The sequence below is a fragment of the Pseudomonas lundensis genome, from assembly GCF_015377145.2.
GTDB lineage: Bacteria > Pseudomonadota > Gammaproteobacteria > Pseudomonadales > Pseudomonadaceae > Aquipseudomonas > Aquipseudomonas lundensis.
Genome location: NZ_CP062158.2, coordinates 1,840,755 through 1,866,401, shown reverse-complemented (window position 1 = coordinate 1,866,401; position 25,647 = coordinate 1,840,755). Strand labels below are relative to the sequence as shown.

The window sequence follows — 25,647 nt, the reverse complement described above, 5'->3', positions numbered from 1 at the left end:
TCAGGCAACCGTCAAGGCAGTCAGCACCAAATCGCAACTGCGCTGGGCGTAGCTGCCGAGCACCAGGCGGATCTTGGGCAGATCACGCGCCAGTACTGCGTCGAGCAACTGCGCAAACAGGGCCAGGAATTCGCTCATTGCCGCCTTGCGTTGCTCCAGTGCCAGGTAATAGGCACGGCTCATGGCGGGATGCAGGTTCTCGACGGTTTCTTGCAGGTACGGGTTGTTGGCAAACGGATAGGCCGCGCGCATGACATTGAAGCTGTCTTCGACAAATGCGCTGATGTCCTGGCGCTCAAGGCTGGCGGTCAGGCGCTGCTGGATTTGCAGGAACGGCCCGAGGTCGGCCTGGACCGCCCAACGTTGCGCCACGGCATTGCCCAGCAGGATGTACAGCTCGCTCATCAGCGTGCACAGGCTTTGCACCTTGTGCGCACTGAGTTCGGTGACGTGCGCGCCGCGTCGCGGCAGGATGGCGATCAGGTGCCGACGTTCGAGGATCAGCAACGCTTCGCGCACAGAGCCGCGACTGACATTGAGCGCCAGCGTCACCTTCTGTTCCTGAATGCGTTCCCCTGGCTGTAACTCGCCCCGAATGATGCGTTCGGCGAGGTGATGAGCGATTTGCTCGGCGAGGCTATCCGGCGCCTTGAACGTCATGTTTTACCTTCAAAATCTTTGATCAGTGCAGGCGGCGAAGTGTAACGCACTTGCCGGGCTCTAGCGGAGTGCCCACAACAGTGAATTTGGCACGAAACCCGCAAATAAATGGCTAATCGCCGTCGCAGAACACCATTTTGCAGGCCTTTGTTCATTTTCTTGACCCGCGAGTCAGTTATGACTAAATTCAGCCCATCCCGCTCGATAACAATAATGATTTTGCGAGGCCTTCCGTGATCCAGTTCCTACTCAACCAGACGCTGCGTACCGAGCACGCGCTGGACCCGAACCTGACCGTGCTCAATTACCTGCGCGAGCACCTGCATAAACCCGGAACCAAGGAAGGCTGCGCCAGTGGCGACTGCGGCGCCTGCACGGTGGTCGTGGGCGAAATCCAGACCGACCCGCAGGGCCAGCAACGCCTGCGCTATCGCAGCCTCAATGCCTGCCTGACCTTTGTGTCGGCCCTGCACGGCAAGCAATTGATCAGCGTGGAAGACCTCAAGCATCAAGGCCAATTGCACAGCGTGCAGCGCGCCATGGTCGAGTGCCACGGCTCGCAGTGCGGGTTCTGCACGCCCGGGTTTGTGATGTCGCTGTTTGCGCTGCAAAAGAACAGCACCGCACCCGACGCCCATCAGACCCATGAAGCGCTGGCGGGCAATCTGTGCCGCTGCACCGGGTATCGGCCGATTCTGGCAGCCGCCGAACGCGCCTGTTCGGTGCAGGGGGGTGACCAATTTGATGCACGCGAGCAGGCCACCCTGGCCGCACTCAATGCCATCGCCCCTCAACAGACCGGGGAACTCAACAGCGGCGACAAACGCTGCCTGCTGCCCCTGACCCTCAGCGACCTGGCCGACCTGTATGAGGCGTGCCCGCAAGCGCGGCTGCTGGCCGGCGGCACCGACCTGGCGCTGGAGGTCACGCAATTGCATCGCCCGCTGCCGGTGATGATCTACGTGGGCCACGTGGCCGAAATGAAGCGCATTGAATTCATTGAAGACCGCATCGAGATCGGTGCGGCCGTCACCCTCACCGACGCCTACTGCGTCCTCAATGCCCAATACCCGGACTTCGGCGAGTTACTGCAACGCTTCGCCTCGTTGCAAATCCGCAATCAGGGCACGCTGGGCGGCAACATTGGCAACGCCTCCCCGATTGGCGACACGCCACCCTTGCTGATCGCCCTGGGGGCCAGCCTCGTGCTGCGCAAGGGCAACACCTGCCGCAGCCTGCCACTTGAGGATTACTTCATTGATTACCGGGTGACCGCCCGACAGGAAGGCGAATTCATCGAGAAAATCGTCCTGCCACGCGCCACCGCAGCCCGCGCCTTCCGCGCCTATAAAGTCTCAAAACGGCTGGACGACGACATCAGCGCCGTGTGCGCCGCCTTCAACCTGACCCTCGATAACGGCATCGTCACCGCCGCGCGGATTGCATTCGGCGGCATGGCCGCTACCCCAAAGCGCGCCTCGGCCTGCGAAACCGTGCTGATTGGCAACCCTTTTGATAGCGCCAGCGTCGAACGCGCCTGCCGGGCACTGGCCGAAGACTTCACACCGCTGTCGGATTTTCGCGCCAGCAAGGAATACCGCTTGCTGACCGCGCAAAACCTGCTGCGCAAGTACGCCCTCGAACTGCAAACCCCAACTTTCGACACGCGGGTGACAGCGTATGTCTAACCATCACAAAGCCGAGCTGTCCCAGGCCGAACTCACCGCCCTGTTCGCGCAAGACCTGACAACCGGCGTAGGCCGCAGCGTCAAACACGACAGCGCCGAAAAGCATGTGTCCGGCGAAGCCCAATACATTGACGACCGGCTGGAATACCCCAACCAGTTGCATCTCTACGCGCGCCTGTCGGATCGGGCTCACGCCAAAATCCTCAGCATCGACACCACGCCCTGCTACGCCTTTGACGGCGTGCAACTGGTCATCACCCATGAAGACATCCCCGGCCTGAAAGACATCGGCCCGCTGCTGCCCGGCGACCCGCTGCTGGCCATCGACACCGTGGAGTTTGTCGGCCAGCCCGTGTTGGCCGTGGCCGCCCGCGACCTGGAGACCGCGCGCAACGCCGCGATGGCCGCCATCATCGAATACGAGGACCTGGAACCGGTGCTCGACGTGGTGCAGGCCTTGCGCAATCAACACTTTGTCCTCGACAGCCACACCCATCAGCGCGGCGACTCGGCCACGGCGCTGGCCCACGCCGACCATCGGCTTAAAGGCACGCTGCATATCGGGGGGCAGGAACACTTCTACCTGGAAACCCAAATCTCTTCGGTCATGCCCACCGAAGACGGCGGCATGATCGTGTACTGCTCAACCCAAAACCCCACCGAAATCCAGAAACTGGTGGCGCTGGTGCTCGACGTACCGATGAACAACATCGTGGTCGACATGCGCCGCATGGGCGGCGGCTTCGGTGGCAAGGAAACGCAGGCCGCCAGCCCAGCGTGCCTGTGCGCCGTGGTCGCGCGCCTCACCGGGCAACCGGCTAAGATGCGCCTGCCGCGGGTCGAAGACATGCACATGACCGGCAAGCGCCACCCGTTTTACGTCGAATACGATGTGGGCTTCGACGCCAACGGGCGCTTGCAAGGCATTGAACTGGACCTGGCAGGCAACTGCGGCTATTCCCCTGACTTGTCCGCCTCGATTGTCGACCGCGCCATGTTCCACGCCGACAACGCTTACTACCTGGGCGATGCCACCATCCATGGTCATCGCTGCAAAACCAACACGGCTTCCAATACCGCGTACCGGGGGTTCGGCGGCCCGCAAGGCATGGTGGCCATCGAACAGGTCATGGACCACATCGCCCGCCATCTGGGGCTCGACCCGCTGGCCGTGCGCAAGGCCAACTACTACGGCAAGACCGATCGCAACGTGACCCACTACTACCAGACCGTGGAGCACAACCTGCTGGAAGAAATGACCGCCGACCTCGAAGCCAGCAGTCAATACGCCGAGCGGCGCGAGGCGATCCGGGCGTTCAACGCCAACAGCCCGATCCTGAAAAAAGGCCTGGCGCTGACACCGGTCAAATTCGGTATTTCCTTTACCGCGAGTTTTCTCAATCAGGCGGGCGCGCTGATCCACATTTACACCGACGGCAGCATCCACCTCAACCATGGCGGCACCGAGATGGGCCAGGGGTTGAATATCAAGGTCGCGCAAGTGGTGGCCGAAGTCTTCCAGGTGGACATCAGCCGCGTGCAGATCACCGCCACCAACACCGACAAAGTGCCCAACACCTCGCCCACAGCGGCCTCCAGCGGGGCAGACCTGAACGGCAAGGCCGCGCAGAACGCTGCCGAAATCATCAAGCAACGGCTGATTGCCTTTGCCGCCGAAAAATATGCGGTCAGTGAACAGGCCGTGCAGTTTCACAACGGCCAGGTGCGAGCAGGCGACCTTTTACTGAGTTTCGAGACCCTGATCCAGCAGGCGTATTTCGGGCAGGTGTCCCTGTCGAGCACGGGTTACTACAAGACCCCGAAAATCTACTACGACCGCATTCAGGCCCGGGGCCGTCCGTTTTACTATTTCGCGTTTGGCGCGGCCTGCGCCGAAGTGATCGTCGATACGCTGACCGGCGAGTACAAAATGTTGCGCACCGACATCCTGCATGACGTCGGCGCTTCCCTGAACCCGGCCATCGACATCGGCCAGGTCGAAGGCGGCTACCTTCAAGGCGCGGGCTGGCTGACCATGGAAGAACTGGTGTGGAACGCCAAAGGCAAGTTGCTGACCAGCGGCCCCGCCAGCTACAAAATCCCCGCAGTCGCCGACATGCCGCTGGACCTGCGGGTAAAACTGGTGGAAAACCGCAAAAACCCGGAAGACACCGTGTTCCATTCCAAGGCCGTGGGCGAACCGCCCTTTATGCTCGGCATTGCCGCGTGGTGCGCGATCAAAGATGCCGTGGCGAGCCTGGCGGACTACCGCGTGCAGCCCGCAATCGACGCACCTGCCACCCCCGAGCGCGTGCTGTGGGGCTGCGAACAAATGCGCCAGCACGGTGAACGCCATGCATAACTGGATCACCGCCCTCGCCGACCTGCAGCGTCAGGGAGAACCCTGCGTGCTGGTCACCCTCATCGAAGAACAGGGCTCCACGCCGCGTAACGCCGGGTCGAAGATGGTCATCAGCGCGACACAGACCTTTGACACCATCGGCGGCGGCCATCTGGAATACAAGGCCATGCAGATCGCCCGCGACATGCTGGCCAACGGCAAGCAGGCGCCCGACCTGCAACGCTTCAGCCTCGGCGCCAGCCTCGGGCAATGTTGCGGCGGCGTCGCCGTGCTGTTGTTTGAGCCGATGGGCCAGGTGCAAGCGCAAATCGCCGTGTTTGGCGCGGGGCATGTGGCCCGGGCGCTGGTGCCACTGCTGGCCGGCCTGCCGTGCCGCATCCGCTGGATCGATGAACGCGAACAGGAATTTCCGGCACTGATCCCGGCAGGCGTGCAAAAAATCGTTACCGATGAGCCCGTGGATGAAATCAAAGGGCTGCCCGCGGGTTGCTACTGCATCGTCATGACGCATAATCACGCCCTGGACCTGGAACTCAGTGCCGCTTTGCTCACGCGCAACGACTTTGGCTACTTCGGCTTGATTGGTTCTCGCACCAAACGCATGAAGTTCGAGCATCGCCTGCGCGCGCGAGGCATCAGCGCCCCCCATTTGCAGCGCATGCGCTGCCCCATGGGGTTGAGCGAAGTCAAAGGCAAACTGCCGATTGAAATCGCCATCTCCATCGCCGGCGAAATTATCGCCACCTACAACGCCCACTTCGGCCAACCGAGTGCCAGCGTTGAACCCATTAAACAACTACTGCCGTCCTCACGACGCAGCCAGGCCACGAACTGAGAAACATGATGACTTGTAAAGCCTACCGCGCCGCCCTCCTGCACAGCATCGCCGACCCGGCGCAGGTCGGGATCGATGCCTCTTATGAATACTTCGAAGACGGCTTGCTGATCGTTGAAAACGGTCAGATCAAAGCCGTGGGCAACGCCTGCGACTTACTGGCGTCCTTACCGTCAGACGTCGAAGTGACCACGTACAGCGACGCGCTGATCACACCGGGTTTCATCGACACGCACATCCATTTTCCGCAGACCGGCATGATCGGCTCCTACGGCGAACAGCTCCTTGACTGGCTCAACACATACACCTTCCCGTGCGAAAGCCAGTTCGCCGACAAAGGCCACGCGCAAGAAGTCGCAGACGTCTTCCTCAAGGAACTGCTGCGCAACGGCACGACGACAGCGCTGGTCTTTGGCAGCGTGCATCCGCAGTCCGTGGATGCCCTGTTTGAAGCGGCACAGCGCCTGGACCTGCGCCTGATCGCGGGCAAAGTGATGATGGATCGCAATGCACCGGACTATCTGACAGACACCGCAGAAACCGGCTACAGCGAGAGCAAAGCACTGATCGAGCGCTGGCATGGCAAAGGGCGCCTGCATTACGCCGTCACCCCGCGCTTCGCCCCCACCAGCACCCCGGAGCAACTGACGTTGGCCGGTAAGTTGTTGGGCGAATACCCGGACCTGTACTTGCACACCCATATCAGCGAGAACCTTCAGGAGATTGAGTGGGTGAAATCCCTGTTCCCTGAACGCAAAGGCTATCTGGACGTGTATGACCATTACCAATTGTTGGGTGAACGCTCGGTATTTGCCCATGGCGTGCACCTGTGTGATGACGAGTGCGCACGTCTGGCCGAAACCGGCTCGGCCGTGGCCTTCTGCCCAACCTCAAACCTGTTCCTCGGCAGCGGTCTGTTCAACCTGCCCATGGCTGAGAAGCACAACCTTAACGTAGGCCTGGGCACGGACGTGGGCGCCGGCACCAGCTTCTCGCTGCTCAACACCCTGAACGAAGCCTACAAAGTCATGCAACTGCAAGGGCTGCGCCTGAACCCGTTCAAATCGTTGTACCTGGCGACCTTGGGCGGCGCGCGGGCACTGCGCCTGGAAGATCGCATCGGCACCCTGCAACCGGGCACCGACGCGGACTTTGTGGTGCTGGACTACAACGCGACCCCGTTGCTCAGCTATCGCCTCAAGCAATCCAAGAGCATCGCGGAAACCCTGTTTGTGCTGATGACATTGGGCGACGACCGCACCGTTCAGCAGACCTTCGCGGCGGGCAACAAGGTGCACCAGCGCTGACAGACTCGCCCTGCGACGTCGCTGACGCGCAGGGCGAAGTAGTCCGTCATGTGTTTGGGATATCGGGGCCAAGGTTTACGGACGCTGGCGCCCGACCACCGCCGGCACGCACCCCGTTACAGCTTGGCCGAGGGACGTGCCGGCTTGCCTTTGGTTTGCAGCAAATGCGAAAACACAGCGTGCAAATCGTCCGAGGCGCTTTCTTCGTCGAGGTTGAGTTTGCTGTCGATGTGATCCATGTGGTGCATCATCAGGCTCACGGCCAGCTCGCCGTTACGCGCTTCAATCGCGTCGATCAGTTGCATGTGCTCGTCATAAGAACAGTGGGAACGGTTGCCGCTCTCATACTGCGCAATGATCAGCGAGGTCTGGGACACCAGGCTGCGTTGAAAGCTGATCAGCGGGGCATTTTTTGCCGCTTCGGCCAGCTTGAGGTGAAACTCGCCCGACAGCCGAATCCCTGCGCCTCGGTCCCCGCGCGAGAAACTGTCGCGCTCGTCCTGGACCATCTTGCGCAAGTCGGCAAGGTCTTCGGCAGTGGCGTGCTCGACGGCCAGTTCGGTGATGGCTTTCTCAACCAGACGCCGGGCAAAAAACACCTGCCGCGCTTCGTCAATGCTGGGGCTGGCCACCACGGCACCGCGGTTGGGGCGCAACAACACCACACCTTCATGGGCCAGACGCGACAATGCACGGCGAATGATGGTGCGGCTCACCCCAAAAATTTCACCCAGCGCTTCTTCACTCAGCTTGGTGCCCGGCGCCAATCGCTGTTCGAGGATGGCCTCAAAAATGTGCGCGTAGACAATATCGTCCTGAGTGCCGCTGCGACCGGCCTTGCCAGTGCGGGTGGGTTTCTTGAGGGGCTGCAACTGTTCGTTCATGAGGTCTCGTGTGGGATAGCGGCGGCGTAAGAGGGTTTACGTTAGTCGGTAAACGGGCACCGCTGGTAATGAATTAATACTAAAAAACAGCGCGCATTGTACACAACCCAGATTGCCAGTACGACTGTACGGCTGTTTGCAGTCACGGCTGTATTGCAATGAAGTGTAACTTTTGCGTTTAGGCTGGCGCCCTGCTCCATCCTTTTAAAGAATAAGGAATACCGTTTGATGACTGACGCCACCCCTCTGCGTTTACGCCCTTTGGCAGACAGTTCGCCTAGCGCCGTGGTGGCCGGTTTCATCGCGATGATGACCGGCTACACCAGCACGCTGGTGCTGATGTTTCAGGCGGGTCAGGCGGCCGGCCTGACCAGTGGGCAAATTTCCTCATGGATCTGGGCGCTGTCGATCGGCATGGCGATTTGCAGTATCGGCCTGTCGCTGCGCTACCGCACTCCGATCACCATTGCCTGGTCTACCCCCGGCGCTGCCTTGCTGATTACCAGCCTGGGCGGTGTCAGTTACCCCGAGGCGATCGGCGGGTACATCACGTGCGCGGTGCTGGTCATCATGTGCGGCGTGACTGGCAGTTTTGAGCGTCTGGTCAAACGCATTCCGGCCTCACTGGCCTCCGCCCTGCTGGCCGGGATTCTGTTCAAGATTTGCAGTGAAATCTTCGTCGCCGCCCAGCACCAAACCTGGCTGGTGTTGGGCATGTTTTTCACCTACCTGATCGTCAAGCGTGTGGCCCCGCGGTACGCGGTGCTTGGCGCGTTGTTGATCGGGACGCTGATTTCAGGGTTGATGGGGCTGCTGGACTTCAACGGTTTCGCCCTTGAGGTGGCGGTACCGGAATGGACCACGCCGTCCTTCTCGCTCGCCGCCACGATCAGCATCGGCATCCCCCTGTTTGTCGTGGCCATGACCTCGCAAAATATGCCGGGGGTGGCGGTGTTGCGCGCAGACGGCTACACCGTGCCCGCCTCCCCGCTAATCACCACCACCGGGGTGGCATCACTGCTGCTGGCACCGTTTGGCTCCCACGGCATCAACCTGGCTGCCATTAGCGCTGCCATTTGCACCGGGCCGCACGCCCACGAAGACCCGAACAAGCGTTACACCGCGGCCGTGTGGTGCGGCATTTTTTACGGGATTGCGGGGATTTTCGGGGCAACACTGGCCGGCCTGTTCGCGGCCTTTCCCAAAGAACTGGTGCTGTCGATTGCGGCGTTGGCGCTGTTCGGCTCAATCATGAACGGCCTGACCATCGCCATGAACGAATCCAAAGAACGCGAGGCCGCGCTGGTAACGTTCATGGTCACGGCGTCGGGCATGACGCTGTTCTCGGTGGGCTCGGCCTTCTGGGGGATTGTGGCGGGCGTGCTGACTTTAATGATTCTGAGCTGGAAGGGTAAATAACCGGCCTCTGCAACCGTGTAGCCGCACGTTGGCGGCTGCACGCTCGGGGGCGATCAGATCGCCATTGTCCCGCCATCCACTGCCAGCGCATGCCCGGTGATGAACGCAGCGCCCTCAGAGCACAGGTACAACACGGCACTGGCGACCTCCTCCACAGTGCCAATCCGCCCGACCGGGTGCACCGCCGCGGCATAGTCGGCCTTGCGCGGGTCGGCCTCATAGGCACGGCGAAACATATCGGTGTCGATCACCGCCGGGCACACCGCGTTCACGCGGACTTTTTTCTTCGCATACTCAATCGCTGCGGATTTGGTCAGCCCGATGACCGCGTGCTTGGACGCCGCATAAATACTCATCTTCGGCGCCGCCCCCAACCCGGCGACAGAAGCGGCGTTAACGATGACACCACCTCCCTGCGCCACCATCAGCGGTAACTGATATTTCATGCACTGCCACACGCCTTTAACGTTGACCGCCATGATCGCGTCGAACATGTCCAGCGTGCCGTCTGCCAGGCGTCCGTGCTCAATTTCGATCCCGGCATTGTTAAAGGCATAGTCCAGACGCCCGAACGCACTGATCGTCTGCTCCATCAGGTGCTGGACATCGGCTTCCTGCGTGACGTCGCACCGCACAAAAACTGCTGTCCCCCCGGACGCCTCAATTTGCCGGACCGTCGCTTCGCCGCCCGCGACATCCACGTCGGAGACCACCACCGTCAGGCCCTGTGCGGCAAACGCCAACGCAGTGGCGCGCCCTATGCCTGCCCCGGCACCGGTCACGACCGCCACACGCCCTGCAAACGTCATGCTCATTGTTTTTATCCTCCTCAGCCCAGACAGTCATTCGTTTATTTATCCCAGTGATAAAACCCTGCCCACTACCATCATCACCACTGATGAAAAACCATTCGTGAACACGCATTCACTTGATGTCCGACCGCATAACGTCTATCAACACCTTTTGCCTTTTAAAGAGTCTGTGCCATGACCGATTTGACCAACCGCCAGTTCCTGCTCGCAAAACGCCCAGTCGGTGCAGCCACGCGTGACACCTTTACCTATCAGCAAGTGCCGGTGGGCCAACCCGCCGAAGGGCAGGTGCTGGTTAAAAATGAATACCTGTCCCTCGATCCGGCCATGCGGGGCTGGATGAATGAAGGCAAGTCCTACATTCCACCGGTGGCCTTGGGCGAGGTCATGCGGGCGCTGGGCGTGGGTAAGGTCATCGCCTCCCGGCATCCCGACTTCAAGGTGGGCGACTACGTGAATGGCGCACTGGGCGTGCAGGATTATTTCCTCGGCGCACCTCGCGGCTTCTACACCGTTGATCCGACACTGGTGCCGCTGCCGGTGTATTTGTCCGCGCTGGGCATGACTGGCATGACCGCCTACTTTGCCTTGCTCGAAGTCGGCGCGCCCAAAACCGGAGACACCGTGGTGATCTCCGGTGCGGCCGGTGCAGTCGGCAGCATTGCCGGGCAAATCGCCAAACTCAAAGGTTGCCGCGTGGTCGGCATTGCAGGCGGTCAAGAGAAGTGCGCCTACCTGACCGACGAGCTGGGCTTTGACGGCGCCATTGACTACAAAAACGAAGACGTGATTGCCGGCCTTAAACGCGAATGCCCTAATGGCGTCGACGTGTTTTTCGACAACGTGGGCGGCGACATTCTCGATGCCGTGTTGAGTCGTCTGAACGTCAAGGCGCGGGTGGTGATTTGCGGTGCCATCAGCCAGTACAACAACAAAGAGGCCGTGAAAGGCCCGGCCAATTACTTGTCGTTGCTGGTTAATCGCGCACGCATGGAAGGCTTTGTGGTGATGGACTACGCCGATCGCTATGCTGCGGCCGGACAAGAAATGGCGGGATGGCTGGCCAAGGGCCAAGTGAAAAGCAAGGAGGACATTGTCGACGGGCTGGAAACCTTCCCGGAGACCCTGATGAAACTGTTCAACAGCGCAAACTTCGGCAAGCTGGTGTTGAAAGTCTAAACGCGCTCGCCAACAGTCTTAAGCCGCACAGGTGTCGATACGTTCATTGCGAAGGCATCGACACCTGCAAGGCAGCGTCAGCGCTTACGCCAACTCTGCGACCACCGCAGCCAACGCCTTGGCAGGATCTGCGGCCTGGCTGATGGGGCGCCCGATAACCAGGTAATCCGAACCGGCCTCCAGGGCCTGACGCGGCGTCAGGATGCGACGCTGATCATCCAGCGCACTGCCCGCAGGACGAATCCCCGGCGTCACCAGTTGCAACGAAGGGTGCGCGGCTTTCAAAGCCTGGGCTTCCAGGGCAGAACACACCAGACCGTCCATCCCGGCTTTTTGTGCCAGGGCTGCCAGGCGCAGCACTTGCTCTTGCGGTTCGATGTCCAGACCGATACCTGCAAGGTCTTCGCGCTCCATGCTGGTCAACACGGTGACACCAATCAACAAGGGTTGCGGCCCGGAGCGCTGGTCCAGCACCTCACGGCACGCCGTCATCATGCGCATGCCGCCCGAGCAATGAACGTTGACCATCCACACGCCCATCTCGGCAGCCGCTTTGACAGCCATCGCCGTGGTGTTTGGAATGTCATGAAATTTAAGGTCCAGAAAAACGTCGAAACCTTTGTCACGCAGTGTCCCGACGATTTCCGAGGCACAACTGGTGAACAACTCTTTGCCCACTTTCACGCGGCACAGCGCGGGGTCCAACTGATCGGCCAGTTTCAATGCGGCGTCACGCGTAGGGAAATCCAGGGCGACGATAATAGGAGTCTGGCAATCGGACATTAGCGGGTTCTCAGGCTGGTCGAAATCGGCGCGCATTGTAGCGGAACCAACCGCTCACCGGCACCCGATGATCGTAAATTCACCATATTAGTCGGTGCCGAACATTAAACATGCGTCGCGGTATAAGCGGCCTACAATTGAACCACTGACGCCTGCGGGCACTCACAGCTACATAACGCCACTCGCCGGGCCCCTGAAGCCCGGATGAACGAACATTCAAGGAGAGTCTTATGCCGTGGTATGCCTGGTTAATTCTGATTGTTGCAATTGGCGCCATCGTGGGCGGCCTCATGACCCTGCGTGACACCGCCAACAAAGTCGAACTCACAGACGAACAGCGTAAACGCGTGGCGCAACGCAACGCCGAAATGGACGCCAAGGAGTCGAAAGACAACTAACGTCCCGGCCGGCGCAAGGGATGAGTCGTGCGCTCTCATAGCCAATTGCCTACACGCGTTTGGATGAATAGACCACTGCGCTGCTCACGCACTGACGCATATGATGGCTGTTTGAAATCAAGAGACAGTCGTCATGAGGTACTCCCAACACCATAAGGCCCAAACCCATCAGCGCATCATTGAGGAAGCGTCCACACGCTTTCGACGTGACGGCATAGGCGCCACGGGGTTGCAACCTCTTATGAAGGCATTGGGACTGACCCATGGCGGCTTCTACGCCCACTTCGCCTCCAAGGATGAGCTGGTCGATAAAGCCCTTCAGCACGCGGCGGAGGAAGTGGATGGACGCTGCGCTGAACTCTTCAACGGTCCGAGCCCGCTGCCTACCTTCATCGATACGTATTTGTCCGACTGGCACCTCACCTCCCCCCATGAAGGCTGCCCACTGCCGACCATGTCGGTCGAGATGGCGCAGAACGGCAACCGCAGTGCCATCACCGACAACGTCATCAACGCTCGCCTCAAACAAATCCAGGCCGAACTTCAAGGGCCAGATGCCGAAGATCAAAGCATTGTGTTGTTTGCCGCGTTGGTGGGAGCACTCGTACTCGCGCGCGGTGCGCAGAGCGAAGCGCTTCGCGGGAAAATCCTCGAGGTCACCCGCACATCGTTGAAAGCCTCAGGCAAGTCGGCCTGACCCCCAACATGCAAAAAGGCCAGTCAATGACTGGCCTTTTTCATTCAACGGGATCGCTTAGTTAATCGCGACTTTGTCCCGGTTTTTCTCGAATATCGCCTTACCAATGCCCTTGACCTCCATCAACTCATCCGTCGACGCGAAATCACCGTTGGCTTCGCGGTAAGCCACGATCGCCTTGGCTTTGGCAGCCCCGACGCCCAACAATTCACGCTGCAGGGTTGCTTCATCAGCGGTGTTCAAATTGATCGTCACGACTTGGGCTTCAGGGCTGATCACGGCTTCAGACACCACGGGGGCTGGCGACGCCGGGGCAGTGTTGGCCACAACAGCCCCCGAAAAACCCAACAAGACAGCCATGACAAACGAAGGAACAAGGGTGATACGCATAATTGACACTCCAATACATCGTTAAATGGAAACAGCTTTCCTGAGCTGTCCTCAAAACCTAGACGATGGCTTGCGAGTGTCAAAAATGTGTCAATTGCAGGGTATGTCCTCAGGAAGGCTCAGAACGACGCTGCTGGTAGATCCAGTCCACGATCTCACCCTCTGGGGCATAACCGCTGACGGTATCGCGCAACAACTGACGAACGCGGGTGTAGTCATCGTTATCGACAGCTTCCAGCAAACTGGACAATCGGTTCTTCAGCTCTTCCCACGACAACATGTCTTCGTTGGCACTCATGATCATCGGATGCTGAGTCGCAACCACGTTGTCGCCTATCAGCAATTCCTCGTATAGCTTTTCACCAGGGCGCAGGCCGGTGAATTCAATCTCGATGTCGCCATGCAGGTTCTTGTCAGAACGGATGCTCAGGCCGGACAAATGGATCATCTTCTCCGCCAGTTCCACGATGCGTACCGGCTCGCCCATGTCGAGCACAAACACATCACCGCCCTGCCCCATGGAACCCGCCTGAATCACCAACTGCGCGGCCTCGGGGATGGTCATGAAATAGCGGGTTATTTTCGGGTGAGTGACGGTCAAAGGCCCACCGGCTTTGATCTGCTTGTGAAACAACGGAATCACAGACCCCGAAGAGCCCAGTACATTGCCAAAGCGCACCATCGTAAAGCGGGTTTTGTTGACGTGCGACACATTGGCTTTGTCGCCGAACAACACTGGAGCCACCTCCCGGCTCAAAGCCTGCAATGTCATTTCCGCCAGACGCTTGGTGCTACCCATCACATTGGTCGGCCGCACGGCTTTATCGGTCGAGATCAGTACAAAGTTAGCCACGCCAGCCTGCAACGCCGCCTGAGCCGTGTTTAACGTACCGATGACATTGTTCAGCACACCTTCGGCGATATTGTGCTCGACCATCGGCACATGTTTGTACGCCGCCGCGTGATAAACCGTGTCCACATTCCAGGTGCGCATCACATCCAGCAATTTCGACTGGTTGCGTACAGACCCGAGAATCGGCAACACCCTGACCGAAAGCGATTCGCGATTAACCCGCTGCTCAAGCTCCGACAAGATGCTGTAAAGGTTGAACTCACTGTGTTCAAACAACAGCAACGTGGTCGGTCGCAAAGCCAGAATCTGACGGCACAGCTCGGAACCGATGGAACCGCCTGCGCCCGTAACCAGGACGCTCTGGCCTTTGATGCAATGCTCAAGCAGCTCGCCCTGGGCCGGCACCGCGTCTCTTCCGAGCAAGTCAGCGATATCCACTTCCTGAATATCGTCAACCTTCACCCGGCCACTGGCCAAATCCATGAAGCCGGGAACACTGCGAACGTGGAGCGGGAACCCTTCAAGCAGGCCGAGAATCTCGCGGCGTCGCCCACGGGAAGAAGAAGGAATCGCCAGCAGCAGCTCTTGTGCGCCGGTGCGATCAATCATCTGCTGAATATGATCAGGCTTGAACACCTGCAACCCTGAAATCACCCGATCGGCAATGCTCTCGTCATCATCGATGAACGCCACAGGCCGCATGACCCGGCCCATACGCAACGCCGCGACCAACTGATTACCGGCAGCGCCTGCGCCATAAATGGCAACCCGCGGCAGACCGTCATCACGGCTGGTAAAGGGCACATGCTGAGCAGCGGCGAACCAGTCACCGAGAAAATACTGACGCATCCCCAGACGCAAGCCCCCGAGCATGATCAGACTCAGCCACCAGTAGTTGAAAATGATCGAACGCGGGACGACATTGTCGTGATTACTGTACCAATACACGACGACGGCCAATATTAAAGAAGAAAGACTGACCGCTTTGATAATGGCGATGAGCGCATCGTTACCGAAATAACGCATCACGGCACGGTACATGCCGAAGCGGATGAACAGGGGGATGGCTACGAGCGGCGCGGCGACAAAAAGCCAAAAGTGCATCTTGACCGGATTGATCATATCGTCGACGCCCAGGCGCACGAGAAATGCCAGCAAGAGTGCAAGCCAGACCAGTACTACATCTGTGCCTATCTGTAAAACACGTTTATAACGCCGCGGTAAAGCTAGCAAGTAAGACCGAAGTTTATCCATAAGTTCCTCTACCACCGTTAACCGCGTAAAACGGATTACAAAAAGCTTTAACCTGAACAGGTCCGCACACACGTTAATGCTTGGCCACTTCCAGCTGGCCCGCCTGAAACTTGACAGCCAACAAAATCAAAGGCAAATACGCCAACAGCACACCCAGCAGACCATCTAGCCCCAACAAGGTGACACAAAGAGCGATGGGCAGTAGCCAACACACATTGATCACTGCCACCGCCAAGGTCACCGGCAGATGTTTACCGTAGCGACGCGAGGCAAATTGGTAACCATGGCTGCGATGCGCTTCATACACTTTGTCACCGCGAACAAGGCGTCGCATCAAGGTAAACGTGGCATCAACAATAAAAACGCCCAGTAAGATAATCCACGCCCAAAACAGGTTAAAGGATGCCCATGAGGCCTGCAGCGACAGAATACCGAGGGTTATGCCGAGGAAGCCGCTACCGGCATCGCCCATGAAGATCTTGGCCGGCGGAAAATTCCAGCACAAGAAACCGGCCACAGTGACTGCCAATAAAGCAGGCGCCCAGATCAAATCAGCAAAACCACACAGGCTGTAAATGAGCACGATACTCAAACACGCAGTGATGGCTTCGACACTGGCAAGCCCGTCTATACCGTCCATGAAGTTATAGAGATTAAGCATCCACACCAGGTACAAAACGGCACCGATATGCCCTAACCAGACAAGGTCAATGCTTGCCCCGAAGACTGTGACCGCAGGTAAGCCCCCGAGCCAGAACAGAGCCCACACAGAACCTAGCACATGCCCCAATAACCGCCAGCGCGCAGCAATATGGCCGTGGTCATCCAGAAAACCCAGCACTGCGATGCCAATGCCAGCCCCCAGCAGCGCCAACGTCATGGCCCCATCAATCACGCCCATGAACGCGAACACAGGGAGCATTACACAAAAACTGATGACAATGGCTACGCCCCCACCGCGAGGCGTAGGGACAGTATGCGAACTACGAGCATTGGGAGTGTCAATCAAGCTGTTGGCCAAGGCGTAGCGCCTTAGCGCACCCGTCAAAAGCAATGCAGCCAAACCTGCAACCAATAAAAGTACCCACATCATTTACAACACTCCATAAAGCACTGCCCCTGTCCTTTCATTTCACGATTGAATTGATCTGGCGTTAATGTACTCACGACCTGCCTGGACCAGTGCATGCTCAGTGGTAACGGGAGGAATCCACCCCAAAAGTTGACGAGCCTTGGTGGAATTAACCGTCAATGAGCGACACAACTGTGTGTACAGATTCTGCTTGCCGATGCATGAAGCCATGAGCCGCATCATCGGGTCCGGAATCGTCAACATCACAATCCGGCGCCCCATACCGCGGCCGATGCACCGGACCAAGTCAGGCGTTGAGATATCTATGCCATCACTGACGAGAAAAAGTTCATTTGCAGCCCGTGGATGGACCATACAAAGCGAAATGAAATCAACCAGATTCTCCAATGCGACCATGCTTCGGCTATTACGCACGCCTCCAAATGGAAGAGGCACACCCGTAGAAGCCAGCTTTAGCAAGCGCTGAAAATTCCCTGGTGCATGGGCTGCATACACCAATGGAGGCCGAATAATGACTAGCTCCATGGCATGCGAATCACACAGCGCCTTCAGGCTTTCTTCAGCCTCAAATTTAGAAATCGCGTAATCGGCATGGGGATTCGCCGGACAGGTTTCATCAAACGCCGTTGACGGTGTATAGGCGCCATTAACCCCTATTGAGCTGATGAAAACGAATCGCTGAACACCCTTTTCAATCGCGTGGCGAGCCAGTTCGAGGGTTGCATCCGTATTCGCTCTACGAAAGAGTGAGAGTGCATCTTTTTCGCGTGCCATCACATGCGCACGCCCCGCCATATGAACGACACAGTCGACACCTGCGAGTGCTTCACCCCAGTCTGGGCTGGATGAAAAATCGCCTACGTTGAATGTTTTGAACGTTTGTGCCAAATCTGCAGCAGGCTCAGACCGGGTAGCAACGCGCACCTCATACTGAGTATGTGCACAGAGATGCGTCAATAAAGCAGAGCCTACAAAACCAGTTGCTCCGGTTAACAAAAGGGTTTTCATCGGCTTCACTTGAAGATATAACTGGCGAGCTTGAAAGGAATCTTCATTGCAACCATGAAAATATTGGTATAGATCCCGTTTTCTTTACAGGCACGTACAATCTCCATGTTTTGATGAACTTTCCACCAAAACCCCGTTGTGCTGATACCCCCTTCCCGCATTTTTACCATCACTGCATCATGGCGTTGCAAGTTGATACGGCGGGTAATAAAGCGCGCCATCAATTCAAAATCGGCTGACACTCGGTAGCCCAACTTGTAAACACCATACTGCTCAAACAGCTTTTTGCGGGCATAGAACGTCGGATGAGGCACCATGAAGCCAAAGCGCACCTTCCAGGGCGAGAAACCCTTTGACGAGTATCTACGGGTTACCGAATCCGTATTATCGCGTTCAACAAATACCAAATCCGCATAAGATGCGTCACAACCGGGGTTGGCAAGCAAAAACTCAACAAGCTTTTCGATCGTCGTTGCACTCGCGAAAATGTCATCCGAATTCAAAATTCCGACAAAATCGCCCGTTGCCAGGTTGACGCCTTTATTCATGGCATCGTAAATACCTTTGTCAGGTTCACTGACAATTGTCGATATCCGGCCTGCGTACTCATTCACAATGTCGAGCGTGGAATCCTTAGAAGCCCCATCAACAACAATATATTCAATATTGTTGTAAGTCTGTGACAGTACGGACTCCAGCGTATCGCGGATCGTGGCAGCGCTGTTATAGCAAACGGTAACAATGGAAATTTTCAACGCATCAACCCTTCACACGACCATAGATATCTTCGAAGCGGACAATATCGTCCTCACCCAAGTACGAACCCGACTGAACCTCAATCAATTCAAGCGGGATCATGCCAGGATTCTCCAACGCGTGAATTTGCCCTATCGGAATGTAGGTAGACTGATTTTCGGTCACAAGATACGTTTTATCACCATTGGTGACGCTCGCCGTGCCACTCACGACAATCCAGTGTTCTGCGCGATGGTGGTGCATTTGAACAGAAAGCTTTTCGCCGGGTTTGACCGTTATCCGCTTGACCTGATACCGCTCACCGTTATCGATTGAATCGTAAACACCCCAAGGGCGGTACACCTCGCGGTGATTGACCTGTTCGTGGCGCTTGGAACTCTTCAATTGATCGACAATTTTCTTGACGTCTTGTACATGATCTTTATGAGCAACCAACACTGCATCTTTGGTTTCAACAACAATCATGTTCTCTATACCCACCGTTGTGACTAATCGATGAGTAGCGTGAACGTAACTCCCAGTTGTGTTTTCTGAGAGCACATCACCTTTGATGACATTGCCGTCAGCTGATTTCTCGCCAGCATCCCAGAGTGCAGACCATGAACCGATATCACTCCAACCCGCGTCAAGTGGCACCATGACAGCATGCGCCGTCTTCTCCATCACCGCATAATCAATCGAATCATCCGGGCAAGCCCCAAAGATGTCGCTGTTCACGCGGGTGAAAAACATGTCCGTTTGGCCTTGCTCAAGAGACGCGCGGCAAGCAGCCAAAATATCAGGCTGGAACACCTCAAGCTCTTGAAGGTAGCGGCTTGCGCGGAACATAAACATGCCGCTGTTCCAGTAATACCCACCGTCTGCCAAGTACGCCTGGGCTGTGCTCAGATCCGGTTTTTCGACGAACTGGCTGACTTCGAAACCGCCCTCACCTACGCTTTGCCCCATTTGCAAATAACCGTAACCGGTTTCCGGGTGTGTAGGCGTGATCCCAAAGGTCACTAACTTACCCGTCTGTGCAAGATTCAAGGCGATGAGGACACTTGCCTGAAACGCTGCTACATCTTTAATCAGATGGTCTGCAGCCAGCACCAACATAATCGGGTCAGCGCCGTCACGCGTCGCCTGCATCGCAGCCAGGGCGATCGCAGGCGCCGTATTACGGCCTACTGGCTCAAGAATGATGGTGGCCTGTTCCATGCCGACTTGCCGAAGCTGTTCTGCCGCAAGAAAACGATGGTGCTCATTGCAAATCAGCACAGGCATCGATTGATCCAATCCCTCAAGACGCTTGAGCGTAGCCTGAAGCATGGTGGAATCAGCATCAACAAGCGGCAGGAACTGCTTGGGGTTCAACTGCCTGGACAGTGGCCACAAACGAGTGCCCGAACCACCCGCCATAATTACTGGAACAAACATCGAAATCATCCTTTGATTCTTACTGGGTCAACGCGGCCAAATAGGCACGAGTGTAATGGTGAACAAGTGGGCTGTCTTTTATTTCGTCAAGCGTCCACCACACATAGGCCGCATGCTGATCAGAAGGCAGGTTTAACTCCACCGACTCCGCCAGGTTCACATGATGCGCCATGACCACGTAGTGAGTACTTACTTGCACCGGCTGAGCTTCAAACACACTGTTGTCATAAAAATGCTCGTAAACACCTAAAAAAACGCTGTTAGTGCGCTCAAAAGAGGTACCAAGCTCAAGTGCCGTCAAACGTGAGAATGCCGCATCCAGTGACTCGTTTTTAAAGACTCGGCCGCCCGGTACAAACCAATAACCCTGCGCCGGTCGATTGACTCGACGGCCGAGCAGAACTCGACCGTCGCTACGCGTGATGACCAGGTCGATAGAAACCAGGCATGTGGAGTCGACAACCGTTTTGAAGGTGTCATGCTCCAAATACATATCAGCCTCGCACCGCTTGCCGGTGAGTAACAAACCACTCATAGGCATTTGCCAGACCCGTCTCCAGATCAATACTTGCCTCCCAATCCATAGAGCGCAAGCGTGATACATCCATCAACTTGCGGGGTGCGCCATCAGGCTTGCTGGCATCAAAAGTCAGTGTCCCCGCAAACCCGGTAACCTTGGCGATCGTTTCTGCCAGCTCACGAATGGTGCAATCAATGCCAGTACCCACATTAATGTGCGACAGCATTGGCTGGGTATTGGCCTGGTAAATATCAGCATCCAGCTCCATGACATGAACACTGGCAGCAGCCATGTCATCAACATGGAGAAACTCACGCATCGGTTGCCCACTGCCCCAGATCACGACTTCCTCTGTACCTTGCTGAACAGCATCATGAAAGCGGCGCAACAAAGCAGGGATGACGTGACTGTTATCCGGGTGATAATTGTCATGCGGGCCATACAGATTGGTAGGCATCACACTTCGGTAATCACGACCGTGTTGACGGTTGTAACTCTCACACAGTTTGATACCGGCGATCTTGGCAATGGCATACGGTTCGTTTGTTGGTTCCAGAGTGCCTGTGAGCAACGCCTGCTCGGTCATTGGTTGCTCAGCGTGCTTGGGGTAAATGCACGAAGATCCGAGGAACAGTAACTTCTGCACGCCTACGCGATGAGCGGCCTCAATGACATTGGCCTGAATCATCAGATTGTCGTAAATAAAATCTGCGGGATACGTGTTATTCGCATGAATACCACCCACTTTTGCAGCAGCCAAATACACCTGATCAATCTGATGAGCGTTGAAGTAAGCCTTGACCGCTTGCTGATCCAGTAAATCCAAATCTTCACGGCCAACAGTCAAAACATTCTGATAACCCAGATCCCGCAAACGCCGCACAATGGCCGAACCGACCATTCCGCGATACCCGACTACCAGTACTGCTTCATTAAGATCCCGGGACACAGATCAGTTCTCCGTGGCGACAGGGACATCATGCCCGTGCTGCTTCAGCAAGGCGTGGCGCTGAGCGACTTTAAGGTCTTCACGCACCATTTCGGCGCACATTTCTTGTACTGTGATTTCCGGTGTCCAGCCCAACTTGGTCTTTGCCTTGGTCGGATCGCCCAGCAACGTCTCAACTTCAGCGGGACGGAAGTAACGCGGATCGACACGCACCACGACATCACCCACGTTGAGGGCAGGAGCCAATGCGCCATCGATGGATTCGACCACGCCGATTTCTTCAACACCGGTACCTTCAAAACGCAAGGTAATGCCCAACTCAGCGGCCGACCAGCGGACGAATTCACGCACCGAATATTGCACACCGGTCGCGATCACAAAATCTTCAGGCTGTTCCTGTTGCAGCATCATCCACTGCATGCGCACGTAGTCTTTTGCATGACCCCAGTCACGCAACGCGTCCATGTTGCCCAAGAAGACACAGGACTCCAAGCCTTGTGAAATATTGGCCAAGGCACGGGTAATCTTACGGGTCACAAACGTTTCACCACGACGTGGGGATTCATGGTTAAACAAAATGCCGTTACAGGCGTACATGCCATAAGCCTCACGGTAGTTAACCGTGATCCAGTAGGCGTACATTTTAGCGACTGCGTAAGGCGAGCGAGGATAGAAAGGCGTCGTTTCCTTTTGGGGAATCTCCTGCACCAACCCATAAAGCTCAGATGTCGAAGCCTGATAAAACCTAGTTTTCTTTTCAAGACCTAACAGGCGAATAGCTTCGAGAATCCGTAGGGTCCCCATCGCATCGACGTCAGCTGTGTACTCAGGTGACTCGAAACTGACCGCAACGTGGGATTGAGCACCCAGGTTGTAGACTTCATCAGGTTGAACTTCCTGAATGATACGGGTGAGATTTGAAGAGTCCGTCAAATCGCCATAATGAAGAACAAAATTCTGATTATCGACATGCGGATCTTGATAGATGTGGTCCACACGTTGCGTGTTAAAGGACGAAGCCCGGCGTTTGATACCGTGAACTTCATAACCTTTTTCCAGCAGAAACTCCGCCAGATAAGAACCGTCCTGGCCTGTGACACCTGTGATCAACGCTATTTTTTTACTCACGTGCTTCTCCACACAACTCTTTGTAAATACCAATGATTTCCTGGGCGTTTTTTTCCCATGAAAATCTGGATGAATTTTTTAAACCCTTATGAACATAGGCCTCTTTGAGGATTTTGTTTTCAAGGGATTTTATAGCATCTGCAACAGTGCTTGGTGAAACCTTATCTAATAATATAGCTGCGTCGCCGCATATTTCGGGCAGCGAGGAAGAATTAGCGGCTATAACAGGGCAACCGGCCCGCATCGCCTCTAATGCTGGAATACCAAAACCTTCATACAAGGATGGATAAACAAGACAGAAAGCTTGGTTATAAAGCATATTCAGGCCTTCATTAGACAAGTAACTATCATGCCTGTAGCGCCCTGGGATTAAGGAATCAAGCAAAGCTAACTCCTGCGACGTAAACGCCCCACCCCCCACACAGGCCAAATCATAATCAGGCAAGTCTTTGAGTGCCGAGACAAGACAGGCAAAGTTTTTATAGCCCGAACGTGCACCCACAAAAATAACAACGGGCCGAATAGGCTGCTCTGCGTTATCGAGGGGTCTATAATCGTTCGACACCCCGTTATATATAACTCGAATATCTTTCTCCGCCGCTTCAGGAATAAATCTCAGCAAGTCTTTTTTAGTATTTTCAGAAATACAAATCACGACATTACTATTTAAGATCGCGCGCCGCTTTTGATAAGCATGCACAAATTTTTTTAAACCCGACTCGAAGTGCTCGTAAGTGAAATCATGAACCGTTGTAACGACATTAATACCCTTATCCTTGGGCAGTCTATAATACGACGAATGAAACACTGACGCAGGAACACTCACCTCTACATCCATGTAACGCTCGACAGACAAAGGCAAACATTTCTTCTTTGGAGCTACTAAATTTGACTCAGAAACAATAGACACATCGAATAATTTATTACCACCATAGCTCAGAAAGAAACACCCTATTTGCCGTTGAGAAATAGCGCTACTAAGCTCCGCAAAACAAATAGAAATACCGCCTGCTTTTTGCAGCGCAAAAATAATCCCATCAATGAAAACCATCATCTAAAACGGCACCTTGATAACAGCATGAAAAAATAGAAACACACACACAACATGATCACCTCAAAGAGAAACGATGAGAATTCACCACGTTGAAAATTCAAAGCTTGTGCGCCAAGAATAATGGGGATAAACACATAACGTCTGGCTATAAATTCAGACAAATACGATATGAGCAGAACCGTTAGTGGAAGCACGCCGATGGCCCATTTACCAAAGTTAACATAAGCCTCAGTCACCGGCGTAAAAGCATAACCCATAATAAATTGGGCACCAGGCGGTGCAACCAGTTCAGCAAATTGAACAGCAAGAGAAAGAGGTTTGTCTGGGTATATATTTTTAGGAACAAAATTCAAGAATACCTGAATATAGGATTCACCAACCCCAACCCCTTTCACCCCATTTTCTACGAAGTAATACAGCGTACTTATAGGAAACAGGAACTCTCCAAATGCATTGATATACAACTGAATCTGATCATCTCCCTGCGCCCTCACTACCCCTAGAGAAACCAACGCCAAAACAGCACAGGCGAAAATAATCACAAACCGAACTTGTATAACACCCTGACACTTCACATAGTAATAAAATCCGAAAAACGCGATAATGAATAACAATTCTCGCCGACTACCGACAAGGATCAAACTGATTGCATATAACACTAAAGGAATGAGTAAATAGGCCTTCAATAATAGTTTTCGCGGACCAAATTCCATTGCGTATACACACAAGACCCACGCATAGGCAATAATCAAATACTTCAAGTACCAACCCTGCTCCCCAACCTGACTTATCAGCTCTAATCTTGAACTCGTGAGCAACTGCGCAAAACTCAAGCTTGCAACACTACTAAAGAAGAATAATGAAACTGCCATGGCTATAGGGAAAGCAAATACAAAACTCATATTGCTGCGGTGCGCTAGACTTTGAAAGCGAGCGAAAGCGGTAAAGTACCTCTGCACTGAAACGCCTTTGGGTCGAAGAAGAAGAATAAAAACACTGACAAACCATGCAGAGGTACAAATAAAAAGAACTTCATTTGCAGTAGCGAGAGAAGTACTGAAGGGTGAGAAACCTAAATAAACACTAAATACATACGAAAACAAATAATAACAAGGAAAAAGCAACACAAACAAAGCATCGAACAAATATAAATATCTTTTAGCAAAAACGAGATATGCAACTGACGCATAGGCTATTGCTATACATGAAATGATTTCTACTGAGAACTCATCAAGATTGGTGACATCAGCATCTATGAAAAAAATCTGTACAACTAAAAATAATAAAACAATAGTAAAATATGCCAAATAATTCAGTATTTTATTCATAGCTTTCATACAAGACGATGCTTGACAAGACCAGAAACGAATCCTTTAAGCCGTCCCCAGCAAACCTTACGCCTTGATGGAAACAGCAATCCAATCGACGAGCGACCTAACACATTCACTATTTCCGCACCTAAAGCCCCATTTGATGCCATCAGGTACTTCTTAATTACAACCGCATAACCGGTCGCATACCGTTGATATTTAAGAGAAAGATCATTTTGTTTTGGGGATGGCATATCATTATCATGAAATACAAAAGCAGCTGGATCAAAGACAGTACTAAACCCTTCACTTTTCAGCCGGAAAAATAATTCGGTTTCTTCTGACCCACCCAATGGAGTTCCGACCCCCAATCGTTCATCAAATTTCTCTGAAAAAGGTTTTCCTGATTTTTTAAAAATAAATGTTCCGACACTTAAAGAATATCTGATGACTTGAGAGTAACTCATCACACTTTTATGAGGCGGAAACTTTCTGCCTGCATAATTATTTCCGCTTGCCTGATCAACCACGGGAACCGAAACAATTGCCCCGTCCAGGGTTAGATTGCAAATATACTCGAGACTTGAGGCAGAATAAAAAGCATCATCATCACAAAATCCGATAATATTCCCTTTAGCATTATCCAAAGCCAAATTTCTAGCGATAGACAGAGAACACGGATCAGTTTTAATAAGATTAAAATTAACCTGGCCAATGAATTTATCAAAAACCGAGCTTATTGCATCGCCTCTAGTTTGATCTACAAATACTAGCTCTACAGAATCACGAACACTGACCAGACTTTCTAACAAGCGAAATATTTCTTTCTCGCGCCCACCCTGACTTGTTCCAATTAACGACAACCGCACATTACTCATCTCACACGCAT

Annotated in this window: 24 protein-coding genes; 8 read left to right on the top strand and 16 right to left on the bottom strand. The window is 54.8% G+C overall.

What is annotated here, in order from left to right; genetic code table 11:
• Positions 1-660 (bottom strand): GntR family transcriptional regulator, encoded by a 660-nt coding sequence (locus tag IF654_RS08890; protein ID WP_047275271.1) that lies wholly within the window; start codon positions 658-660, stop codon positions 1-3.
• Between the two features lie 233 nt (positions 661-893).
• On the opposite strand from IF654_RS08890, the gene xdhA reads away from it, so the two are divergent.
• The 4 genes from xdhA to guaD are packed head-to-tail and all read left to right on the top strand — an operon-like array spanning position 894 to position 6,852.
• On the top strand, positions 894-2,348 hold the full coding sequence (gene xdhA / locus IF654_RS08885) for a xanthine dehydrogenase small subunit (RefSeq protein ID WP_194862572.1): 1,455 nt from the start codon (positions 894-896) through the stop codon (positions 2,346-2,348).
• Positions 2,341-4,710: a xanthine dehydrogenase molybdopterin binding subunit gene (gene xdhB, locus IF654_RS08880; RefSeq protein WP_194862573.1), complete on the top strand. Its 2,370-nt coding sequence runs from the start codon at positions 2,341-2,343 to the stop codon at positions 4,708-4,710. The genes xdhA and xdhB overlap by 8 nt, the downstream gene beginning before the upstream one ends.
• Positions 4,703-5,545: a xanthine dehydrogenase accessory protein XdhC gene (gene xdhC, locus IF654_RS08875; protein ID WP_194862574.1), complete on the top strand. Its 843-nt coding sequence runs from the start codon at positions 4,703-4,705 to the stop codon at positions 5,543-5,545. Before xdhB ends, xdhC begins: the two co-directional genes overlap by 8 nt.
• An 8-nt stretch (positions 5,546-5,553) precedes the next feature.
• The gene (gene guaD / locus IF654_RS08870; RefSeq protein WP_047280421.1) at positions 5,554-6,852 is read left to right on the top strand and encodes a guanine deaminase; all 1,299 of its coding nucleotides are present in this window, start codon (positions 5,554-5,556) and stop codon (positions 6,850-6,852) included.
• 116 nt (positions 6,853-6,968) lie between these two features.
• On the opposite strand, the gene IF654_RS08865 is transcribed toward guaD, so the two are convergent.
• On the bottom strand, positions 6,969-7,736 hold the full coding sequence (locus IF654_RS08865) for a GntR family transcriptional regulator (RefSeq protein WP_047275278.1): 768 nt from the start codon (positions 7,734-7,736) through the stop codon (positions 6,969-6,971).
• A gap of 228 nt (positions 7,737-7,964) precedes the next feature.
• On the opposite strand from IF654_RS08865, the gene IF654_RS08860 reads away from it, so the two are divergent.
• A complete protein-coding gene (locus IF654_RS08860) occupies positions 7,965-9,155 on the top strand; it encodes a benzoate/H(+) symporter BenE family transporter (protein ID WP_194862575.1) in 1,191 nt (396 codons plus the stop codon).
• Between the two features lie 53 nt (positions 9,156-9,208).
• Here the strand turns inward: IF654_RS08860 and IF654_RS08855 are convergent, their stop codons facing one another.
• Positions 9,209-9,970 carry an SDR family oxidoreductase gene (locus tag IF654_RS08855; protein WP_194862576.1) on the bottom strand — a complete coding sequence of 254 codons (762 nt, stop codon included), beginning with the start codon at positions 9,968-9,970 and terminating at the stop codon, positions 9,209-9,211.
• A 171-nt stretch (positions 9,971-10,141) separates the two neighbouring features.
• Between IF654_RS08855 and IF654_RS08850 the strand changes: the two genes are divergently transcribed.
• Positions 10,142-11,146 carry an NADP-dependent oxidoreductase gene (locus tag IF654_RS08850; protein WP_070413257.1) on the top strand — a complete coding sequence of 335 codons (1,005 nt, stop codon included), beginning with the start codon at positions 10,142-10,144 and terminating at the stop codon, positions 11,144-11,146.
• An 84-nt stretch (positions 11,147-11,230) separates the two neighbouring features.
• Here the strand turns inward: IF654_RS08850 and pyrF are convergent, their stop codons facing one another.
• On the bottom strand, positions 11,231-11,929 hold the full coding sequence (gene pyrF, locus IF654_RS08845; protein WP_194862577.1) for an orotidine-5'-phosphate decarboxylase: 699 nt from the start codon (positions 11,927-11,929) through the stop codon (positions 11,231-11,233).
• A 230-nt stretch (positions 11,930-12,159) separates the two neighbouring features.
• On the opposite strand from pyrF, the gene IF654_RS08840 reads away from it, so the two are divergent.
• The gene (locus IF654_RS08840) at positions 12,160-12,327 is read left to right on the top strand and encodes a DUF2897 family protein (protein WP_070413256.1); all 168 of its coding nucleotides are present in this window, start codon (positions 12,160-12,162) and stop codon (positions 12,325-12,327) included.
• Positions 12,328-12,460: 133 nt separating this feature from the next.
• Entirely contained in the window at positions 12,461-13,024 is a 564-nt protein-coding gene (locus IF654_RS08835) for a TetR/AcrR family transcriptional regulator (protein ID WP_047275287.1), read from the top strand.
• A 57-nt stretch (positions 13,025-13,081) separates the two neighbouring features.
• Here the strand turns inward: IF654_RS08835 and IF654_RS08830 are convergent, their stop codons facing one another.
• From IF654_RS08830 to IF654_RS08775, 12 genes are all read right to left on the bottom strand, one after another.
• Positions 13,082-13,414: a ComEA family DNA-binding protein gene (locus IF654_RS08830; protein ID WP_047275289.1), complete on the bottom strand. Its 333-nt coding sequence runs from the start codon at positions 13,412-13,414 to the stop codon at positions 13,082-13,084.
• Between the two features lie 109 nt (positions 13,415-13,523).
• On the bottom strand, positions 13,524-15,521 hold the full coding sequence (locus IF654_RS08825; RefSeq protein WP_047280424.1) for a polysaccharide biosynthesis protein: 1,998 nt from the start codon (positions 15,519-15,521) through the stop codon (positions 13,524-13,526).
• A gap of 73 nt (positions 15,522-15,594) precedes the next feature.
• Positions 15,595-16,614, bottom strand: coding sequence for an MraY family glycosyltransferase (locus IF654_RS08820; RefSeq protein WP_047280425.1), 1,020 nt, complete (start codon positions 16,612-16,614; stop codon positions 15,595-15,597).
• A gap of 39 nt (positions 16,615-16,653) precedes the next feature.
• Positions 16,654-17,622, bottom strand: a complete 969-nt coding sequence (locus IF654_RS08815) for an NAD-dependent epimerase/dehydratase family protein (protein ID WP_094987918.1) — start codon at positions 17,620-17,622, stop codon at positions 16,654-16,656.
• Between the two features lie 5 nt (positions 17,623-17,627).
• Positions 17,628-18,377: a glycosyltransferase family 2 protein gene (locus IF654_RS08810; protein ID WP_047282571.1), complete on the bottom strand. Its 750-nt coding sequence runs from the start codon at positions 18,375-18,377 to the stop codon at positions 17,628-17,630.
• A 4-nt stretch (positions 18,378-18,381) separates the two neighbouring features.
• Positions 18,382-19,797 carry a mannose-1-phosphate guanylyltransferase/mannose-6-phosphate isomerase gene (locus IF654_RS08805; protein ID WP_047275296.1) on the bottom strand — a complete coding sequence of 472 codons (1,416 nt, stop codon included), beginning with the start codon at positions 19,795-19,797 and terminating at the stop codon, positions 18,382-18,384.
• 19 nt (positions 19,798-19,816) lie between these two features.
• Positions 19,817-20,332: a GDP-mannose mannosyl hydrolase gene (locus tag IF654_RS08800; RefSeq protein WP_269468887.1), complete on the bottom strand. Its 516-nt coding sequence runs from the start codon at positions 20,330-20,332 to the stop codon at positions 19,817-19,819.
• Positions 20,292-21,266, bottom strand: a complete 975-nt coding sequence (gene fcl / locus IF654_RS08795) for a GDP-L-fucose synthase (protein WP_047280428.1) — start codon at positions 21,264-21,266, stop codon at positions 20,292-20,294. Before fcl ends, IF654_RS08800 begins: the two co-directional genes overlap by 41 nt.
• Before the next feature lie 3 nt (positions 21,267-21,269).
• Positions 21,270-22,394, bottom strand: coding sequence for a GDP-mannose 4,6-dehydratase (gene gmd / locus IF654_RS08790; protein WP_047280429.1), 1,125 nt, complete (start codon positions 22,392-22,394; stop codon positions 21,270-21,272).
• On the bottom strand, positions 22,387-23,448 hold the full coding sequence (locus tag IF654_RS08785; protein ID WP_194862578.1) for a glycosyltransferase family 4 protein: 1,062 nt from the start codon (positions 23,446-23,448) through the stop codon (positions 22,387-22,389). Before IF654_RS08785 ends, gmd begins: the two co-directional genes overlap by 8 nt.
• The gene (locus IF654_RS08780) at positions 23,445-24,785 is read right to left on the bottom strand and encodes an oligosaccharide repeat unit polymerase (RefSeq protein WP_047282573.1); all 1,341 of its coding nucleotides are present in this window, start codon (positions 24,783-24,785) and stop codon (positions 23,445-23,447) included. Before IF654_RS08780 ends, IF654_RS08785 begins: the two co-directional genes overlap by 4 nt.
• Entirely contained in the window at positions 24,782-25,636 is an 855-nt protein-coding gene (locus IF654_RS08775) for a glycosyltransferase family 2 protein (protein WP_083331106.1), read from the bottom strand. Before IF654_RS08775 ends, IF654_RS08780 begins: the two co-directional genes overlap by 4 nt.
• Between the last annotated feature and the right edge of the window lie 11 nt (positions 25,637-25,647).